This window comes from Kribbella sp. NBC_00482 (genome assembly GCF_036013725.1).
Classification (GTDB): domain Bacteria; phylum Actinomycetota; class Actinomycetes; order Propionibacteriales; family Kribbellaceae; genus Kribbella.
Window position 1 is genome coordinate 6,284,240 of the sequence record NZ_CP107881.1, and the last position, 17,408, is coordinate 6,301,647.

The following is a 17,408-nucleotide window of genomic DNA, read 5'->3' on the forward strand; positions in this document are numbered from 1 at the left end:
ATCATCGCTGTGTGCCAGTGACGCCACCTTCCACTCCGGACCGTTCCGCCTATCTGCTCGCCGCCCGGGGTGAGCCGGTGCCGCACACCCCGGTGTGGTTCCAACGGCAGGCCGGGCGGGCCTTGCCCGAGTACCGCGCCGTGCGGGAGGGCATCACGATGCTCGAGTCCTGTAGGCGGCCCGACCTCGTCGTCGAGATAACGCTGCAGCCGGTCCGCCGTTACGGCGTCGACGCGGCGATCTTCTTCTCCGACATCGTCACCCCACTCCAGTTCGCCGGTTACGACATCGAGATCAAGCCTGGCGTCGGCCCGGTGTCGGCGGACCCGATCCGGGACGCCGAGGGGGTCGCCCGGGTCCGCCCGGTCACCGCGGCCGACGTGCCGTTCACCACCGAGGCCATCCAGCAGCTCGTCTCCGAGCTCGGCGGTACGCCGTTGATCGGGTTCGCGGGCGCGCCGTTCACGCTCGCGTCGTACCTGGTCGAGGGTGGGCCGAGCAAGGACTTCGCGAAGACCAAGGCGATGATGCACGGTCAGCCGGACCTGTGGCACGCGCTGGCGGACCGGCTGGCCGAGGTCGCGATCGCGTTCCTGTCGGTCCAGGTCGAGGCCGGCGCGTCGGCGATCCAGCTGTTCGACTCGTGGGCCGGTGGGTTGTCGCCGCGGGACTACGAGCGGTTCGTGCAGCCGCACTCGGCGAAGGTGTTCGAGGCGATGAAGCAGTACGGCGTACCGCGGGTGCACTTCGGCGTGAACACCGGTGAGCTGCTCGGTCTGATGAGCGAGGCCGGGGCCGATGTCGTCGGCGTCGACTGGCGCGTCCCGCTGGACGAGGCGGTACGCCGGATCACTGCCGCCGGCGGCGCCCCGAAGCCGGTCCAGGGCAACCTCGACCCGGCGCTCCTGTTCGCCGGGTGGGACGCGATCGAGCCGGAGATCGACCGGATCCTCGCCGAGGGCAAGGCGGCCCCCGGGCACATCTTCAACCTCGGCCACGGCGTGCCGCCGAACGCCGATCCCGAGGTGCTGGAGCGCGTCGCGAAGTACGTCCAGGCGAAGTCGGCCCATGTACCTGCCTGACTACGACCTCACCCTGGAGCTACTGCGAGCGGACCACGCTGACGCCGTACTCGCGTTCGAGCAAGAGAACCGGCAGTACTTCGCCTCGTGGGTGTGGGACCGCGGCGACGAGTTCTTCACGGCCTACGCGACTCGGCACGCCGCCCTGCTCGCCGAGCAGGAGTCCGGCGTCTGCCGCTTCCACGTGCTGGTCGACGGCACCGGGGCGGTGGTCGGCCGCGTGAACCTGATGGATCTCGAGAACGGGTCGGCCGAGCTGGGCTACCGGATCGCCGAGAAGTGGGCCGGGAAGGGTCTCGCGACGGCGGCCGTGCGGGCGCTCATCGAGGTCGCACGGACGGAGTACGGACTGTCGGCGCTGACGGCGGGGGCCTCGAACCACAACGGCGCCTCGCAGGCGGTGCTGACGCGCATCGGGTTCCGCGCGGTCGGCAGCAGTAGCACCGACCTCGGGCCGGGGACCAAGTACGAGTTGAGCTTGGAGAACCTGTGAACCGGGTGGTCGTGGTCGGTGGCGGGATCAGTGGGCTGGCAGCGGCGTATGCGCTTGCGACCGGGCCGAATCCGCCGCGCATCACGGTCCTCGAAGGGTCGCCGCGGCTCGGCGGGAAGCTGGCCGGGGACGCGATCGAGGGTGTGCCGGTCGACCTGGGCGCCGAGTCGGTCCTGGCGCGGCGGCCGGAGGCGGTGGAGCTGATCCGGGCCGTCGGGCTCGGCGACGACCTGGTGCATCCGGCAACGACCTCGGCCGGGCTGTGGGTCGGCGATCGGATCCGCGCGATCCCGCCGACCGTGATGGGCGTCCCGGTGGATCCGGCCGCGACTGCCGACGTACTCGGGGAAGCGGCCGCCGAGCAGGTTGCGCACGAGGCCGAGCTGCCCGCGCCCGCGCTGACGGAGGACGTGGCGATCGGGCGGTTCGTCGCCGAGCGCATGGGGTCCGCGGTGACCGACAAGCTGATCGACCCGCTGCTCGGCGGGGTGTACGCCGGGAAGGCCGACGAGATCTCGCTCGCCGCCGCCGTACCCGACCTGTACGCGAAGCTGCGGACCGCGCCGAGCCTGCTCGCCGCCACGGCCGAGCTGCGCGAACTGGGCCAGAAGCGCGCCGGCCAACCGGTGTTCGCGGGCATCGTCGGCGGCATCAACCGCCTGATCGGCGCGCTCGAGCAGGACCTGACCGCCCGCGGCGTCGAGATCCGCACCAAGCTCGCCGTACGCCGGATCTCGCGCACCGCCGACGGGTTCGAGCTGGAGGCGGGACCGGTGCCCGCGCCGACGTACCTCTCGGCGGATGCGGTCGTGGTCGCCGTACCGGCTGCTCCGGCCGGTCGGATGCTGGGGGAGTTGGTGCCCGCGGCATCGACCGAGTTGGCGGCGGTGGAGTACGCGAGCATGGCGATCGTCACGCTCGCCGTCCGGAAGCGGGACTGGCCGTCGGACGCACTCGGGTCCGGGTTCCTGGTGCCGTCCGTGGAGGGCCGCACGATCAAGGCGTCGACGTACTCGCACGCCAAGTGGGCGTGGTCCGCGGAGGCCGGGGGAGAGCTCGCCGTACTGCGTGCCTCGGTCGGGCGGCTCGGTGAGGAGTACGTGCTGCAGCGGTCCGACGACGAGCTGGTCCGGCTCGCGGTGGCGGACCTGCGCAAGGCGATCGGCCTGCAGGCCGAGGTGGTCGGATCGCTGGTGACGCGGTGGGGCGGCGGTCTTCCGGAGTACGCCGTCGGGCACCTGGATCGCGTCGACCGGGTGGAGGCCGCGGTGGCCGGCGTACCCGGGCTGGCGGTCTGCGGGGCGGCGTACCGGGGTGTCGGGATCGCCGCGTGTGTGGCCTCGGGTGGCAAGGCGGCCACCCGGGTGCGGGAACACCTGAACGCATTGGAGACAATGAAGTCGTGACTGGTAAGCCGAAGGCCCGTGAGCTCAACGACGTGATCCGCTACACCTTGTGGTCGGTGTTCAAGGTCGAGACGCCGCTCGGTGACGTCGACCGGGACGAGCTGACCGCCGAGCTCAACGATCTGGTCGGGAAGCTCGCCGCCGCCGACGTGGTGATCCGCGGGTTCTACGACGTCGAAGGCTTCCGGGCGGACGCCGACTTCATGATCTGGTGGCACGCGCCGACGTCGGACGCGCTGCAGGAGGCCTACCACCAGTTGCGCCGTTCGCGGCTCGGGCGGCACCTGGTTCCGGTCTGGTCGCAGTTCGCGCTGCACCGGCCGGCCGAGTTCAACAAGAGCCACATCCCGGCGTTCCTGGCCGACGAGGAGCCGCGGCCGTACATCTGCGTGTACCCGTTCGTCCGGTCCTACGAGTGGTACCTGCTGCCGGACGAGGAGCGCCGGTTCATGCTTGCCGAGCACGGCAAGATGGCCCGCACCTACCCGGACGTGCGGGCGAACACCGTGGCGTCGTTCGCGCTCGGCGACTACGAGTGGATCCTGGCGTTCGAGGCCGACGAGCTGCACCGGATGGTCGACCTCATGCGGGACCTGCGCGCGTCGACGGCCCGCCGGCACGTCCGCGAGGAGATCCCGTTCTACACCGGCAAGCGGGCCGAGGTGTCCGACCTGATCGCGAATCTGGTCTGATGCACCGCAAGGCGTTCCCGGTGCTCTACGTCGCCGACGTACGCCGGTCCGTCGAGTTCTACACGCTCCTCGGCTACGAACCGACGTACCAGTTCCCGCTGGAGGGCGACCCGCACTACGTCGGCCTGGAGCGCGGTGACTCCTCCCTCGGCCTGTCCGACGCCAACTGGCCCGAGGCCCAGCTCGGTATCACGGTCGGTGCGGCGCCGCGCTTCGAGCTGTTCGTGTACGTCGACGACGTCGAGGCGGAGGTGGAGCGCTTCCGCGCGGCCGGCCACCCGGTCCTGCAGGAGCCGGCCACGATGCCGTGGGGCGAGCGCCAGGCCTACCTCGCCGATCCCGAGGGCAACCCCGTGGCGCTCGCAACCCCGGTTTAGGTGCCGGGCTTCTGCAGTAGGTAGTCCTCGGCGCGCATCGACGTCGGGGGCCGGACGTCCGACGGGATCAGCTCGCGCAGGTCCCGCTCGGTGAGCTTGTCCGGGTCGCTGGCGGACAGCCGGGTGGCCTGGTTGGAGACGGCCTCCTCGAGCACGTTCCGGATGAAACGGCCGTTACCGAAGCTGTGGCCACGCGGTGCGGGCGGGATGACGGCGCGGACCTTGTCCAGCACTTCCTCGCCGTAGATCATGCCCTTCTGCCGGGCCTGCAGCTCGAAGATCCCGACCAGCTGGTCGGTGTCGTACTCACTGAACGACAGCAGCTTCGGGAACCGGGACGCCAGACCGGTGTTGGACTCCATGAACCGCTGCATCTCGCGGTGGTACCCGGCGACGATCACGATGCAGTCGTTGCGGTGGTCCTCCATCAGCTTCAGGACCGTCGCGACCGCCTCGAGACCGTAGTCGCCCGGAGTGTTCTCCGGCGTCAAGCTGTACGCCTCGTCGATGAACAGCACACCGCCGAGCGCCTCGCGGAACTTGGCCGCGGTCATCGGCGCGGTCGAACCGAGGCCGGCGCCGACCAGGTCGGAGCGGTCGACCTCGACCACGTGACCCTTCTCGAGGACGCCGAGCTGGTGGTAGATCCGGCTGAGCAGCCGGGCGATCGTGGTCTTCGCCGTACCGGGCTTCCCGACGAACACCATGTGCCGTGCGCGCTCGTGACTCGGCAGCCCGAGCTCGGACCGGCGGAGGTTCGTCTTCACCTCGGCGACCATCCGGCGGACCGCGTCCTTCACCGACTCCAGGCCGATCAGCGAGTCGAGCTCGGCGATCGGGTTGTCGCTGAAGTCGAGCGGCTTCGGCAGCGCCTCGTCGGGCGTGTCACCCGAGGCGTTGCCGGCACTCTTGTCTTCTTCCTTCTTGACCTCGTTCCAGGCGGCTGAGAGCGAGGCTTCCTGGTCCGACGCGGCCTGGTTCTCGAGGGCGTTCCAGCGCTCCCGGTCGAGCATCCGGAACAGCGTGGTCAGGTCGGGGACCTCGGGCTCCGGCCACGGCGCCCGGTTCAGCACACCGGACAGGTGTATGCCGACGCGCGCGGCGGCGGCGCCCCAGGACCTGGCGAGCGGTGCCTGTCCGTTGCGGATCGCGCGGGACATCCACTGGTTGATGTGCCCGTACCAGGTCTGCAGCGTGAAGGTCGGGTCGAGCTCCTTGAGCGCCTTGTGCACGTCGATCGCGGAGTCACCGAGGATGCTCGCGACGGACTGCGGGATTCCGCGCAGCCCGGTGGCCAGGATCAGCTCGGCCAGCACCTGGGCGAAGTCGCCGGCGTACTCGTCCGGGCTCACCATCAGCATCCGGGCGTGCGTGTCCCGGACCGAGTTCAGCGAGTAGCGCAGGGCGGCGGTGGGGCCGGCGAGCTCGGGGAGTACGGCGCGCTCGGAATCGTTGAGCGCGTCGGTACGCCAGTACTTCGCGATGTCGTCGTACTCGCCGGTGATGTGCAGCTCGGTGATGGCACGGTCGGCCAGGACCCGGTCGAACGCGGCGGTCAGGGCCGTCGCGCGGGCTGCCATCGGGGGAGCGTCGACGAACAGGGCGGCGACGTTGCGGGACAGTTGCAGCGCGTGCTTGCGCCCGTTCTCGCGGAATCCACGGGCGCCGGCGATCGCCTGCAGGTGCCAGTCCGTCGGCGCCACGTGGATCACATGGCCGCTGCCGCCGAGACGGGACGACGGCCGGTGGAACTCGTGGGTCAGCTCGGCCGACAGGTCGGCGTACTCACCGTGCAGGACCGGGATCCACCCGGTCAGCAGCGGAGCCACCTGATGGGTGTACCAGACCGCAGCGGGAGTGCCTGTGACGAAGTCCGGGAACGCCTCGGGGCGCAACGGCCGCAGCGCCTCGGGGTCGTCGGCCCAGGCCTTGAGCTGCGCCCGGACGCGGGTCAGCCACTCGCCCGGCACCTCCCACGGCTTCTCCGCCGCCAGCACATCGAGAACCCGCGGACTACGGACGTCGTCAGCCACCAATTTCCTTCCCCAGAATCCACCAGCCGCCCCAGTCTAGGACCCCACCGGGCGAGCCGCGGGTCAGGCGGGGTCGGCTGGGGTGAGGGTGAGGCTGATGCTGTTGATGCAGTAGCGGAGGTCGGTGGGGGTGCCGTAGCCCTCGCCCTCGAAGACGTGGCCGAGGTGGGAGCCGCAGTTGGCGCAGCGGACCTCGACGCGCTTCATGCCGAGGTCGTGGTCCTCGATGTACTCGACCCGGTCCTCGGCGAGCGGCGCGAAGAACGACGGCCAGCCGCAGTGCGAGTCGAACTTGGTCTCGCTCCGGAACAGCTCCGTGTCGCAGGCCCGGCACTTGTACACGCCGACCGTCTTGGTGTCGGTGTACTCACCGACGAACGGCCGCTCGGTGCCGGCCTGGCGCAGCACGTGGAACTCGGCGGGGGAGAGCTCGGCCTTCCACTCCGCGTCGGACTTCTGTACGACGTAGTTCTTGGTCTGATCTGTCACGTTCCCAGTATCGGCGCCCGGGCAAGGAAAACCCCGCCCGGGCGGCCAACGTAAGACTGCCGCAATCTTCTGGGGTTACCGCACCCAGGACGGCAGCGGGATCAGTTTCACCACCTGCGGGTCGTGGTCGGAGATCTGGTCCGGGAACTCCGCGTTCATGTGCACGACGTCGTACGCCGACGCCGGCCGCAGGTTCTGTGAGATCAGGATCTGGTCCAGGATCTGGCTGTTGCCCTCGAACACGTAGCTGTACCGCTCCTTCAGCGGCAGCGTCCGCGGCAGGTCGATCAGCGCGGTCTTGCCCGAGCCGACCAGGATGTCCGCGGTCTGCGACCAGTCGAAGTCGTTCAGGTCACCGAGGACGACGACGTTCGCGCCCTTGTCCTTGGCCAGGATCTGGTCCACGAACCCGCGCACCGAGGCGGCCTGCTGGTGCCGCTTGGCCGCGGTCACCTGCACCGGCGGCTGGAAGCGGCCCCACAGCGGGTTGTCGCCGCCCTTGGAGCTGAAGTGGTTCACGACCACGAACACGGTCTGCCCGTGCCACTTGAACTCGCCCGCGAGCGGCACCCGGGTGGCGGCCCAGGCGGGGTTCGCCGGGTCGATCCGGCCCGGCGAAGCGCTCAGGTGCGGCTTGCCGCGGCGGTCCGTGACGATCGTGGTCGGCGACGTCGAGGTCCCACCGGGCGTATCGACGAACTTCACCGCCTTGTCCGTCCGGTACAGGAACGCGACCCGGATGTTGCCGCCCGGCTCACCGCCCTCCTGGTTGTTCACCGGGTCGATCTGCTTCCAGGTGTACTGCGGCCCGCCCGCCTTCACGATCGCCGCGGTCAGCAGTCCGAGCGTCTTGTCCGCGGTCGTGTCGCCGGAGTTGACCGCTCCGTCGTCGTCCTGGACCTCCTCGAGGCCGAGGATGTCCGGCGACGCGAGGTTGTGCACGACCGCCTGCGCCAGCCCGTCGAACTTGACGTCACCGTCGGACGGGTCCAGGTTCTCCACGTTGAACGTCGCCACCGACAGCTGCACCGGCGACGAGGCCTTGGTCGTCTCGCGCTTGACCCCGCCGTCGATCACGGTCGGCGTCGTGGTCGGCAGCAGCTTGAAGTTGCCGAACGAGTAGTCGAGGACACCCGTCACCACACCGGCCAGCTTGTCGCCGGTCTTCGCGTCCGGGATCGTCGTCAGTACGTCGTCCAGCAGCACCCGCTCCGGGTTGCTGTCGGTCTTCTGCAGCAGGATCCCGCCGCGCACCGTGCGTACGCCGGCACCAGCCGGTACGACGGACAGCTCGCGGAACGAACTCGTCGGGCCGGTGACCTGCGGCTGGTTGATGCCCAGCCACATGCCCTCCAGCGACTCCCAGAAGTCGAGACCGTCGCTGGCCGGGTCGAACGCGGTGCTGGTCGTCTCGACGTCACCGTTCGAGTCATCGTCGATCACGGTCGACGGCGGCACGCGCCCGCCCGGTCCGACGATGGTCGGAGCCGGTACGGCGGCAGTCCCGGTGCCTGAAGTTGTCACGGTGACCTTCGGGTTGGTCAGCTCGGTGGTCGTCAGGTTCGTCGTACCGCCGGAGCCGCCCGGGCGGAACTCGGCGACCGAGCCCTCGACCGTCACGGCGTCGCCCACGGAGACCGTCGGCGCGGCGCTGGTGAACACGAACAGGCCCTCGCTGGTGGCCGGGTCGGCGTCCGGCTGCGGGTCCTGGAACCAGAACCCGTTGCTGCCCTTCACCGTCACAACACCGGTGACGTTCGCGACCTGCTTGCCGTCCAGAGGCGACCGGTGCGCGGCGCCCTGGATGTCGTGGATCTTCGCGTCCACCGGCGGCTCGGCCGGACCACCGGTCAGTGTGCCGGGCGACGGGTTGCCGGCGGCGAAGTCGACGCTGTTGTTGTCGGTGTCCTTCGCCGGGTCGGTCCGCGCGGCCGAGGTCGTGTTCGACAGGCCCGGCGCGGGCGTGGTCTCGGAGTCGTTCGCGGCGCCGTACCCGACGTAGTCCTTGACGCCCGCGTCGGCGTGGCAGGTGGCGCCGCAGGCGAGGGCGGTCTGGTTCGTGACCAGAGCGACCTTGCCGGCAGACGCGGACATCAGGGTGGTCCCGGTCGCGTTCGCCGTCGGCAGCGGCTGGCCGTTCCCGGCGCCGGCGCCCTCCTGGACGAGATAGGCGGCTCCGGGCGCGATGGTGCCGGTCAGGTTCGTCACCTGCCACGTCGAGCCTCCGGACGAGGCGTACTGGATCGACCAGCCGCTCACGTCGACCGGGGCCGAGCTGTTGTTGGTCAGCTCCACGAAGTCGTTCTGGTACGGCGCGCCGCTGTTGCCGCCACCGCCGTACACCTCGGTGATGACCACATCGGTGGAAGCGGCGTCGGCGGGCCGAGCGATCAGTACGGCGGAGCCGGCTAAGACGAGACTCGAAGTGACCACGAGAGCGCCCAGGCGGCGCCGTGATCGGTACAGGGCAGACATTCCCGGATTCTCACACCGGTACGCGGTCCTTCCAAGGTCCAACACGTGAACACGTGCCGAAGGCAGGGGTGATCATTCGCCCCGCAACGCAAGCAGTTGGTACACCTCGACCGGCTCGGCCTTTCCCTTCAAACTGATCAGCCCCAGGGACTCCGTGCGGGCCTCCGGCAGCAGCGCCTTCGTCGCCGGGCCGATCGCGACCGCCCCACCCGGAGCCTTCCCCTCGATCCGCGACGCGACGTTCACGGTGTCCCCGATGACGGTATGCGTTCTCCCGCCTTCCGTCCCGAGCAGCGTCACGGACGCGATCCCGCTGTTGATCCCGACCCGGAACCGCGGCCAGGTCGGATGCGCGTCCTGTACGGCGGCCGCCGCCTCCTGCAGCGCCAGCCCGGCCTCGGCCGCTCGTTGCGCGTGATCCGGCTGGTCACCGCGCTTGTTGAACGTGACCATCAGGGCGTCGCCGATGATCCGGTCCACGTCGCCGCCGTGCCGTTGGACGACCTGCGGTACGACGACCTGGAAGTACGTGTTGAGCATCGCCGTGACCTCGGACGGGTCGTGCTGCTCGGAGAACGACGTGAACCCCTGCAGGTCCGCGAACAGCACGCTCAGCTCGCGCCGTCCCGACACCGTGTCCTCCTGGTACAGGTCCGCGAACCGCTCCTCGTACCACTGGATCCGGACCCCGGCGACGACCAGCACGAACGCGCCGAGCATCAGCACGTGCCACTCCCACCACGACAACGCCCAGTTCCGGGCGAACACCAGCGCGACCATCGCCTCGCCGAGCAGCACGAACGCGGCGATCATCGACAGCAGCATCAGCGACGGCCGCGCCCACCAAGTCCGCAGGTACCTCGCGGCGGCAACGCCGTACAGCAGAACCGTGGGTACGGCGAGCGCGGTGAGGATGCCGTCGGCAACTTCCGGGACGGACGTCGCGTGCAGCGGCCAGATCCGCAGCACCGAAGCCGCCGCCCACACGGCCAGCAGTACGAGCAAACCGATCCGCAGCCTGCGCCCCCACGCGATGCCGGAGACGGTCAGGCTCGACAGGAACGCGAACACCGACGCCAACGCGACACCGATCGGCGTAGCGAGCGTGAAGCCGACGTTCGGTGTGTCCAGCAGCACCTTCGGTGTCGCCAGCGCGTGTAGCCCCAGGAAGCCTGCCGCGGACAGGAACGCCAGCGACACGAACAGAACGCGCGAATCACCTCGCCGCAGAGCGGCGGCGCCGGTTGTGTAGGCGAGTACGGCGCTCAGCGCGGCAGTCACCAGCACCAACCAGAAGTGCGCGGGATGATGCTCCCAGTGCACGTCGAACCGTGGCTCCTGCAACACCAGCGCGAGTCCCACGAGAGGCAGTACCAGCACCAGCGCGGTCAGTCCGACCATCGCCGGCGTGTAGACGAACTTCCGCTCAGGCATCCGACCGGACCTTGAGGTGCGTGTGGATCTGCGAGACCACCACCGATCCCTCACCGACCGCTGACGCCACCCGCTTCACCGACCCGCACCGCACGTCGCCGACCGCGAACAGCCCCGGAACCGTCGTCTCGTAGGGCTGCGGCGGCCGATCCTCGGGCCACTGCGGATCCGCCGCGGCATCCGACCCGGTCAGCACGAAACCGTGCGCATCCCGTCCCGCCTCGGCCGGCAGCCAATCGGTCCCCGGCACCGCGCCGATCATCACGAAGAGCCCGTCGGCCGGGACCGTCTCCTCGTCACCGGTCAGCCGATCCCGCAGGACGACGTTCTCCAGCCGCCCGTCGCCACCGCCGCCGGTCACCTCGCTCGACGCCCGGACGAAGACGTTGTCGGCGGCATCGATCGCGTCGATGAGGTACTGCGACATGCTGGCCGCCAGACTCTCTCCACGGATCACGATCAGCACCTTGCGGCAGTACCGTGCGAGGTGCAGAACGGCCTGCCCAGCTGAGTTCCCGCCACCGACCACGCAGGCGTCCCGATCCTGCAGGCCATGCGCCTCGGACACGCTCGCGCCGTAGTACACCCCAGCGCCTACGAGCTTCTCCAGCGACGGTACGTCGAGACGCCGGTAGGAAACGCCGCTAGCCAGCACGACCGCGCGGGCCGTCACCTCGCCGACCGCGTCGATCGCGGCGACGAACTGATCGCCACGTTTCTCCAGCCGCTGCACCGTCCGCATCAGCACGAAATGCGCGCCGAACACCCACGCCTGCTGATAGCCGCGCTGCGCCAGCTCCGACCCGCGAATGCCGCGCGAGAACCCGAGATAGTTGCGGATCAGCGAACTCGTCCCGGCCTGCCCGCCGATCGACTCACGTTCCACGACCAGCGTCCGCAACCCCTCGGACGATCCGTACACGGCCGCGGCCAGCCCACCCGGTCCGGCCCCGACGACCAGCAGGTCGAACGACCGATCCTCATCGGAGGCGAGCGTCGTCGGGACGCCCCACGCCTCGGCGATCTCCGCGTCGGTCGGATCGTGCAGGACCGCGCCGCCGACCGCCGGCATCCACACCAGCACCCCGTCGCCGGGATCCGGCTCCCGGATGAACTCGAGCACGTCGTTCGCCAGCGGCGAGCCACTCTCCCGGAACGCGCTCGGGATCCCGTTGCGGGCCAGCAGACTGCGCACGGCCTGACCGCGCACCGACGTACCGGCCGCGATCACGACCACCTCACGCAGGTTGGCGACCTCGAAGCGCGACCACTCCTGGACGAACTCCGCCACCGTGCGGTGGAACAGCTCGTCGTGAGCGATCCACGGCTTCAGCACGTAGTAGTTGATGTCGCCGACCGACATCGCGGTCAGGATCGCCGAGGCCGTCGTACGCTCCGCCCAGGCGCCCCACTCGATCAGCAGCGCCCGCCGCGCGTCCGGGTGCAGCGTCCGCGACGCCGCGAGAATCCCGGCCCGGTCGTCGTCGGGGAGCGCATGGTCGACCATCACCACGGCGACCCGCTGCTCCCACTCGTGCGCACGCCGTAGACAGTCGAGCGCGGCCTCCGCCGTCAGCTCGCCGCGGACCCGGAAGTCCGCGCCGAAGCCGCGATCCAACTCGGTTTCACACCGTTCCAGACGCTCCGGGTCAGCGTCGACAACCAGCAGTACCGGCCGTGCGGAACGAAGCCGCGGCCCTTCCCCGGGCACCCCACCCATGTCTGTGACGGTAGGTCCGCACAAACACGGTGGCAATGGTCAAAACGTTTGTTCACCGGTCCTGTCCGCCCCAGTGGGACAGGACCGGTGAACTCTCAGGTTGTCAGTTCACGCTGACAGCGGACCAGGTCGCGGCGACGGCGGCCCGCTCCGGGCTGCTGGCGCCGTACAGGTCGGTGGCCGCGTTCAGCGTGGCGGTCCGGGCCTGCGCGTACGTCGTACCGCTCGTCATGTACGTCGTCAGCGCGCGGAACCAGATCTTGCCGACCTTGTCGCGCCCGATGCCGTTCAGCGTCGTGCTGTTGCAGGTCGACCCGTTGTGAGGCAGACCGCCGATCGTCTTGGCGCCGGTGCCCTCGGCGAGCAGGTACGCGAAGTGGTTGGCCACGCCGGAGGAGTAGTGCACGTCGAGGTTGCCGACACCGGAGGACCAGCAGTCGGCGGAGTTGCCGTCCTTGCTCGGCTTGTCCATGAACCGCAGCGCCGGGCGGTCCTTCATGATCTCCTCGCCGATGTAGTAGTCACCGGGGTCGGAGGCGTTGTTGGAGTAGAACTCGACGAGCGTGCCGAAGATGTCGCTGGTCGCCTCGTTCAGGCCGCCGGACTCACCGGAGTAGGTGAGGTTCGCGGTGTGCTCGGTGACGCCGTGGGACATCTCGTGGCCGGCCACGTCGATCGAGACCAGCGGACCCGCCACGACGTTGTCGCCGTCGCCGTACGTCATCTGCTTGCCGTCCCAGAACGCGTTCACGTAGTTCGAGCCGTAGTGCACGCGGCTCGGGACGCCCTTGCCGTCGCCGAAGATCCCGTTCCGGCCGTGGACGTTCTTGTAGTAGTCGTACGTCGTCGCGGCGCCGTAGTGCGCGTCGACGGCAGCCGAGGCGCGATCGGTGTTGACGCCGGTGCCCCAGTGGTTGTCCGCGTCGGTGAAGCGGGTCGGGGCCGTGCAGCCGAAGCCGAAGAGCTGGCACAGGAGCGAGTCGGTCTTGTTGTTGGCGTCGCCGGTGTAGCCGCCGCCACGCGTCGCGTCGGTCAGCGTGAAGCCGCCGGTCGCGGTCGACGTCTGGAGCGGCACGGTCCCGCTGTACAGGCTCTTGCCGTCACCGGTCGCGGTCTCGATGTGCTGCTCGCTGACCAGCTTCGCGCCGGTCAGGGCGTCCACGGTCGTCGTGATGCGGCTCGGCGTACCGTCGGCCTGGGTGCCGACCGCCGTGACCAGGTAGGCCAGCCGCGGCGCGCCCTTGCGGGCCTCGATCACCAGGCTCGGCTTGCCGTCGGTCTTCAGGCCCTTGGCGAGCGCCTTCGTGGCCGCGGTCGCGCTGCTGACCTTCGGCGTACGGGCGACGTTCGCGCTCCTGCCCAGCGAGAGGCTGGCGCCCTTGAAGGCGCCGTCCTTGGCCTGGTGGACGACCACGTCGCCGCCGAGAACCGGGAGGCCCCCGATGGTGCGGTCCATCCGGACGTGGCTGGAGCCGTCCTTGTCGACGATCACGTCCTTGACCACGAACGCGTCGGCCGTCGTGGCCCGCAACGTGGTCAGGTTGCTGCTGATCGCCTCCTTGGCCTTGGCAACGGCGGCGGCGGGCGTGGGGACAGGGGATGCCGTTGGCGCACCGGTTGCTGTGGTGGCACTGGTCAGTCCGAGGGCGGTAGTGGTCACCACTGCGGTGGCAGCGGCGATCAGGGCGGATCTATTCATCCTCGCGCTCCTTGTCAGGTGTCCCGGGGGCCTCACGCCCCAGGAACGAGGTGCAGGAACGTTACCGCCCGGTCACCTACCGTGGCCAGAGGTCGAGAAAAGTTGCCTTTCCCGTGTGCCCAACGGAAATTCTGCGGATTTGTCCGGCGGGGGCGATACGGTCACCGCATGGCGAAGAGCACAGCGGTGATGCTCACCGTGGGGGACCGGGAGGTCCGGGTGTCCAGCCCCGATCGGGTGGCCTACGAGGCGACCGACTGGGCTCCGGAGGTCACCAAACTGCAGGTCTGCGAGTACTTCACCGCGGTCGCTCCCGCGTTCATGCGGGCGTCGGGCGACCGTCCGGTCGCGCTGGAACGCTGGCCCGGTGGATGGCGCGAAGGTATGACGCTGTCGGTGGACGCGACCGGTCGCCAGACGGGCGACGGCTTCTACTCGAAGCGGCTCCCCAAGGGCGCGCCCGACTGGCTCGAGACCTGCCGCGTACTGACCCCGAACGGACGCCCGATCGACGAGCTGTGCCTGAGCGAGCCCGCCGCCGCGGTGTGGGCCGCACAGATGGGCACGCTGACCTTCCACCCGTGGGCCGTTCGCAAGGACGATCTCGACCAGCCCGACGAACTGCGCATCGACCTCGATCCCCAGCCCGGTGCGACCTTCGCCGATGCCCGGCGGGTGGCCGACGTCGCCCGCGAACTCCTCGAGGAGCTGGGCCTGCGGGCGTATCCGAAGACCAGCGGCAACCGCGGCATCCACATCTACGTGCGGATCCGGCCGGAGTGGAGCTTCGACGAGGTCCGGCACGCCGCGATCGGCCTCGGCCGCGAGCTCGAACGCCGCGACGACGGCGTGACCACCGCCTGGTGGAAGGAGGAACGCGGCGAGGCCTCGATCTTCCTGGACTTCAACCAGAACCTCCGCGACCGCACCGTCGCGGGCGCCTGGTCGCTCCGGCCGCGGCCGGGTGCGCCGGTGAGTACGCCGATGACCTGGGAGCGGCTCGCCGAGGTCGACGATCCGCGGGCGTTCAATCTGCACACGGTCCCGGAGTACCTCGCCGACGGCGATCCGTGGGCGGACATGGACGACACGGCGTACCCGCTGGAGCCGTTGCTGCGGCTCTGGGAAGAGCTTCCCGGCGGTGAGCTGAACTTCCCGCCGGACTACCCGAAGATGCCGGGGGAGCCGCCGCGGGTCCAGCCGAGCAAGAAGGTCGCCGAGCACTGGGACGAGCAGGGCAACCGAATCCCTGACTGACACTTTGAAGGACTGTCTCGTCGGATGGGTGTCAAACGCTCATTCGCTAGGAGATACCTGTTATGGACACTCGTCTGGACCTGTTCACCAACCCCGTCCTCACCAAGTTCATCAAGCACCTGAACAGCGCGGCCCGGGTCGCGACCACGGTCGGGGTCCCACTGGCCACGCTCGAGCTGGTCGAGCTACGGGTCAGCCAGATCAACGGCTGCGCGTACTGCGTCGACATGCACTCGAAGGATCTCGCGCACCACGGCGAGACCTCGGTCCGGATCAACCTTGTTGCGACGTGGCGCGAAGCCACCGTCTACACCGAGGCCGAGCGCGCCGCGCTCGCGCTGGCGGAAGCCGGCACCCGGATCGCCGACGCCGCCGGCGGAGTTGCCGACGACGTGTGGCTGAACGCCACCAAGCACTACAACGAGGAGCAGCTGGGCGCCCTGGTCGCCGCAATCGCAGGCATCAACACCTGGAACCGCCTCAACGTCATCACCCAGCAGCCCGCTGGGGACTACGTGCCCGGCCAGTGGGGCTGAGGCGGGTCAGAAGGTACGCAGGGCGCCGCCGTCGATGGGGATGATGGCGCCCGTGAGATACGACGCTGCGGGGGAGAGGACGAAGGCCGCGACCCGGCCGAACTCGTCGGGGGTCCCGTAGCGGCGCAGTGGGATGGTCTTCTCCGAGGCCCGCCGGGCCACGTCGGGGTCGCCGCCGCGGGCGTCGAGCTCCTTCAGGCGGTCGGTCGCGATGCGGCCCGGCATCAGGCCGTTCACCCGCATCCCGTTCGGTCCGAGCTCGTCGGCGAGCGTCTTCGCCACCATCGCGAGGCCGGGCCGCAGCCCGTTCGAGATCGCCAGGCCGGCGATCGGGGACTTCACCGACGACGAGAGCACGAACGCGATCGAGGTGTCCTCGGTGCCGGCCCGGGCGACCGCGCGAGCGATCCGCAGCCCGCCGAGGAACACGCTGTCGAACGCGGATCGCCAGTCCTCCTCGTCGGTGTCCAGCGCGGTCCCGGCCTTCGGCCCGCCGACGCTGATCAGCGCGCCGTGCAGTTCGCCCCACTTGGCGATCGCGGTCGCGGCCAGCCGCTCCGCACTGTCCGGGTCGGCGTTGTCGACGGGGATCCCGACGACGCTCCCGCCGAGCTCCGTCAGTTCTGCCGCGGCCCGCGCGATCGACTCCTCGTTGCGGCTGGAGATCACCAGCCGGGCGCCTTCGGCGGCAAGCGCCTTGGCAGTGGCGAAGCCGAGTCCGGCACTCGCGCCGGTGACGATGTAGGTGCGATCGCGCAGTCCGAGGTCCACACCACCATCCTGCCCCACCACACCCCGCGGCGCATCTCGTGCCCACGGCAAGAACCGTCGTTGCGCAAGGCAACGAGCTTCAGTCGGAGGCGGCGGCGTGGGCCTCGGGGCGTTCGACGGCTTGTGGCTGCTGCTCCGCGGGCTTGGCGGCGGTCGCCTGCTGCCGGGAGAAGTAGATGAGTCCGCCCAGGGCCAGCAGTGCGAAGAAGAACCACTGCAGCGCGTAGAAGAAGTGCGGCCCGTCGTCGATCTCCGGACCGGGGAACGTGCTGAAGGCCGCGTCGTTCGCCGGCTCCTGCTTGTCCACCGTGACGTAGCCGTCGTACAGGTTCAGACCGAGGACCTTCGCGTAGTCCGGGCCGTTGATGAGTCGCGCCGTACCGTCGTCCGGCGTACCGCCGTTGGTGTGGCCGCCGCGTTCGCTGCGCTGCAGGCGGCCGGTGACGGTCACTTCGCCGGTCGGTACCGCGGGCACGTGGAGCGGCATGAGCTCCGAGCTCTGCCGGGCGAGGAAGCCGCGGTCGACCAGAACCGCCTTCCCGTCCGCGAGCACCAGCGGGGTGACGATCTCGAAGCCGGGCTTGTCCTGGACGTTGCGGTACTTCAGGACGACCTGTTTCGAGGCGTCGTACCGCCCGGAGAGGACGACGGTGCGCCAGGCGTGCTGGTCGCCGACGACGCCCGGCGGACCGAGGATCTGGTCGATCGGGGCCGCCGGGGCGGCCAGGTTCGTCCGGGTCACCGTGTTGCGAGCCTTGCGTTCGTCGAGGCGGTGCAGCTGCCAGCGACCGAGCTCCACGCACACGCCGGCGAGTGCGATGACGGCCAGCGCGGCGACGATCCAGCGGATGTTCATGAGGCGACGCACGTCTCGAACTTAAGCCATGCCCTGAAACGTCCGACGCGCGGCACGTACGCTGGGGTCGTGACGGCGATCCAGGAAG

15 protein-coding genes are annotated in these 17,408 nt (G+C 69.7%); 7 read left to right on the forward strand and 8 right to left on the reverse strand.

Features of this window, described 5'->3' with window-relative positions; genetic code table 11:
• Positions 1–11: 11 nt before the first annotated feature.
• The 5 genes from hemE to OHB24_RS30495 are packed head-to-tail and all read left to right on the forward strand — an operon-like array spanning position 12 to position 4,050.
• The gene (hemE, locus tag OHB24_RS30475; protein ID WP_327634302.1) at positions 12–1,082 is read left to right on the forward strand and encodes a uroporphyrinogen decarboxylase; all 1,071 of its coding nucleotides are present in this window, start codon (positions 12–14) and stop codon (positions 1,080–1,082) included.
• Positions 1,069–1,575 (forward strand): GNAT family N-acetyltransferase, encoded by a 507-nt coding sequence (locus tag OHB24_RS30480; protein WP_327634303.1) that lies wholly within the window; start codon positions 1,069–1,071, stop codon positions 1,573–1,575. Before hemE ends, OHB24_RS30480 begins: the two co-directional genes overlap by 14 nt.
• Positions 1,572–2,981: a protoporphyrinogen oxidase gene (gene hemG / locus OHB24_RS30485; RefSeq protein WP_327634304.1), complete on the forward strand. Its 1,410-nt coding sequence runs from the start codon at positions 1,572–1,574 to the stop codon at positions 2,979–2,981. The genes OHB24_RS30480 and hemG overlap by 4 nt, the downstream gene beginning before the upstream one ends.
• The gene (gene hemQ / locus OHB24_RS30490) at positions 2,978–3,673 is read left to right on the forward strand and encodes a hydrogen peroxide-dependent heme synthase (protein WP_327634305.1); all 696 of its coding nucleotides are present in this window, start codon (positions 2,978–2,980) and stop codon (positions 3,671–3,673) included. Before hemG ends, hemQ begins: the two co-directional genes overlap by 4 nt.
• Positions 3,673–4,050: a VOC family protein gene (locus tag OHB24_RS30495; RefSeq protein ID WP_327634306.1), complete on the forward strand. Its 378-nt coding sequence runs from the start codon at positions 3,673–3,675 to the stop codon at positions 4,048–4,050. The genes hemQ and OHB24_RS30495 overlap by 1 nt, the downstream gene beginning before the upstream one ends.
• Here the strand turns inward: OHB24_RS30495 and OHB24_RS30500 are convergent.
• The 6 genes from OHB24_RS30500 to OHB24_RS30525 all read right to left on the reverse strand — a co-directional run bounded on the left by OHB24_RS30500 (position 4,047) and on the right by OHB24_RS30525 (position 13,900).
• Entirely contained in the window at positions 4,047–6,083 is a 2,037-nt protein-coding gene (locus tag OHB24_RS30500) for an AAA family ATPase (RefSeq protein WP_327634307.1), read from the reverse strand. The two genes, OHB24_RS30495 and OHB24_RS30500, sit on opposite strands and share 4 nt — an antisense overlap.
• A gap of 63 nt (positions 6,084–6,146) precedes the next feature.
• Positions 6,147–6,572 carry a peptide-methionine (R)-S-oxide reductase MsrB gene (msrB, locus tag OHB24_RS30505; protein WP_327634308.1) on the reverse strand — a complete coding sequence of 142 codons (426 nt, stop codon included), beginning with the start codon at positions 6,570–6,572 and terminating at the stop codon, positions 6,147–6,149.
• Positions 6,573–6,647: 75 nt separating this feature from the next.
• The gene (locus OHB24_RS30510; RefSeq protein WP_327634309.1) at positions 6,648–9,047 is read right to left on the reverse strand and encodes a lamin tail domain-containing protein; all 2,400 of its coding nucleotides are present in this window, start codon (positions 9,045–9,047) and stop codon (positions 6,648–6,650) included.
• A 72-nt stretch (positions 9,048–9,119) separates the two neighbouring features.
• Positions 9,120–10,481 carry an adenylate/guanylate cyclase domain-containing protein gene (locus OHB24_RS30515; RefSeq protein ID WP_327634310.1) on the reverse strand — a complete coding sequence of 454 codons (1,362 nt, stop codon included), beginning with the start codon at positions 10,479–10,481 and terminating at the stop codon, positions 9,120–9,122.
• Positions 10,474–12,201, reverse strand: a complete 1,728-nt coding sequence (locus OHB24_RS30520; protein WP_327634311.1) for an FAD-dependent oxidoreductase — start codon at positions 12,199–12,201, stop codon at positions 10,474–10,476. The genes OHB24_RS30515 and OHB24_RS30520 overlap by 8 nt, the downstream gene beginning before the upstream one ends.
• 103 nt (positions 12,202–12,304) lie before the next feature.
• Positions 12,305–13,900: a M4 family metallopeptidase gene (locus OHB24_RS30525; RefSeq protein WP_327634312.1), complete on the reverse strand. Its 1,596-nt coding sequence runs from the start codon at positions 13,898–13,900 to the stop codon at positions 12,305–12,307.
• 168 nt (positions 13,901–14,068) lie between these two features.
• Between OHB24_RS30525 and OHB24_RS30530 the strand changes: the two genes are divergently transcribed.
• On the forward strand, positions 14,069–15,157 hold the full coding sequence (locus OHB24_RS30530; RefSeq protein ID WP_327634313.1) for a DNA polymerase domain-containing protein: 1,089 nt from the start codon (positions 14,069–14,071) through the stop codon (positions 15,155–15,157).
• 62 nt (positions 15,158–15,219) lie between these two features.
• The gene (locus OHB24_RS30535) at positions 15,220–15,693 is read left to right on the forward strand and encodes a carboxymuconolactone decarboxylase family protein (protein ID WP_327634314.1); all 474 of its coding nucleotides are present in this window, start codon (positions 15,220–15,222) and stop codon (positions 15,691–15,693) included.
• A 6-nt stretch (positions 15,694–15,699) separates the two neighbouring features.
• On the opposite strand, the gene OHB24_RS30540 is transcribed toward OHB24_RS30535, so the two are convergent.
• The gene (locus tag OHB24_RS30540; RefSeq protein ID WP_327634315.1) at positions 15,700–16,464 is read right to left on the reverse strand and encodes an SDR family oxidoreductase; all 765 of its coding nucleotides are present in this window, start codon (positions 16,462–16,464) and stop codon (positions 15,700–15,702) included.
• 79 nt (positions 16,465–16,543) lie between these two features.
• Positions 16,544–17,332, reverse strand: coding sequence for an SURF1 family cytochrome oxidase biogenesis protein (locus OHB24_RS30545; RefSeq protein ID WP_327634316.1), 789 nt, complete (start codon positions 17,330–17,332; stop codon positions 16,544–16,546).
• Positions 17,333–17,408 lie beyond the last annotated feature (76 nt).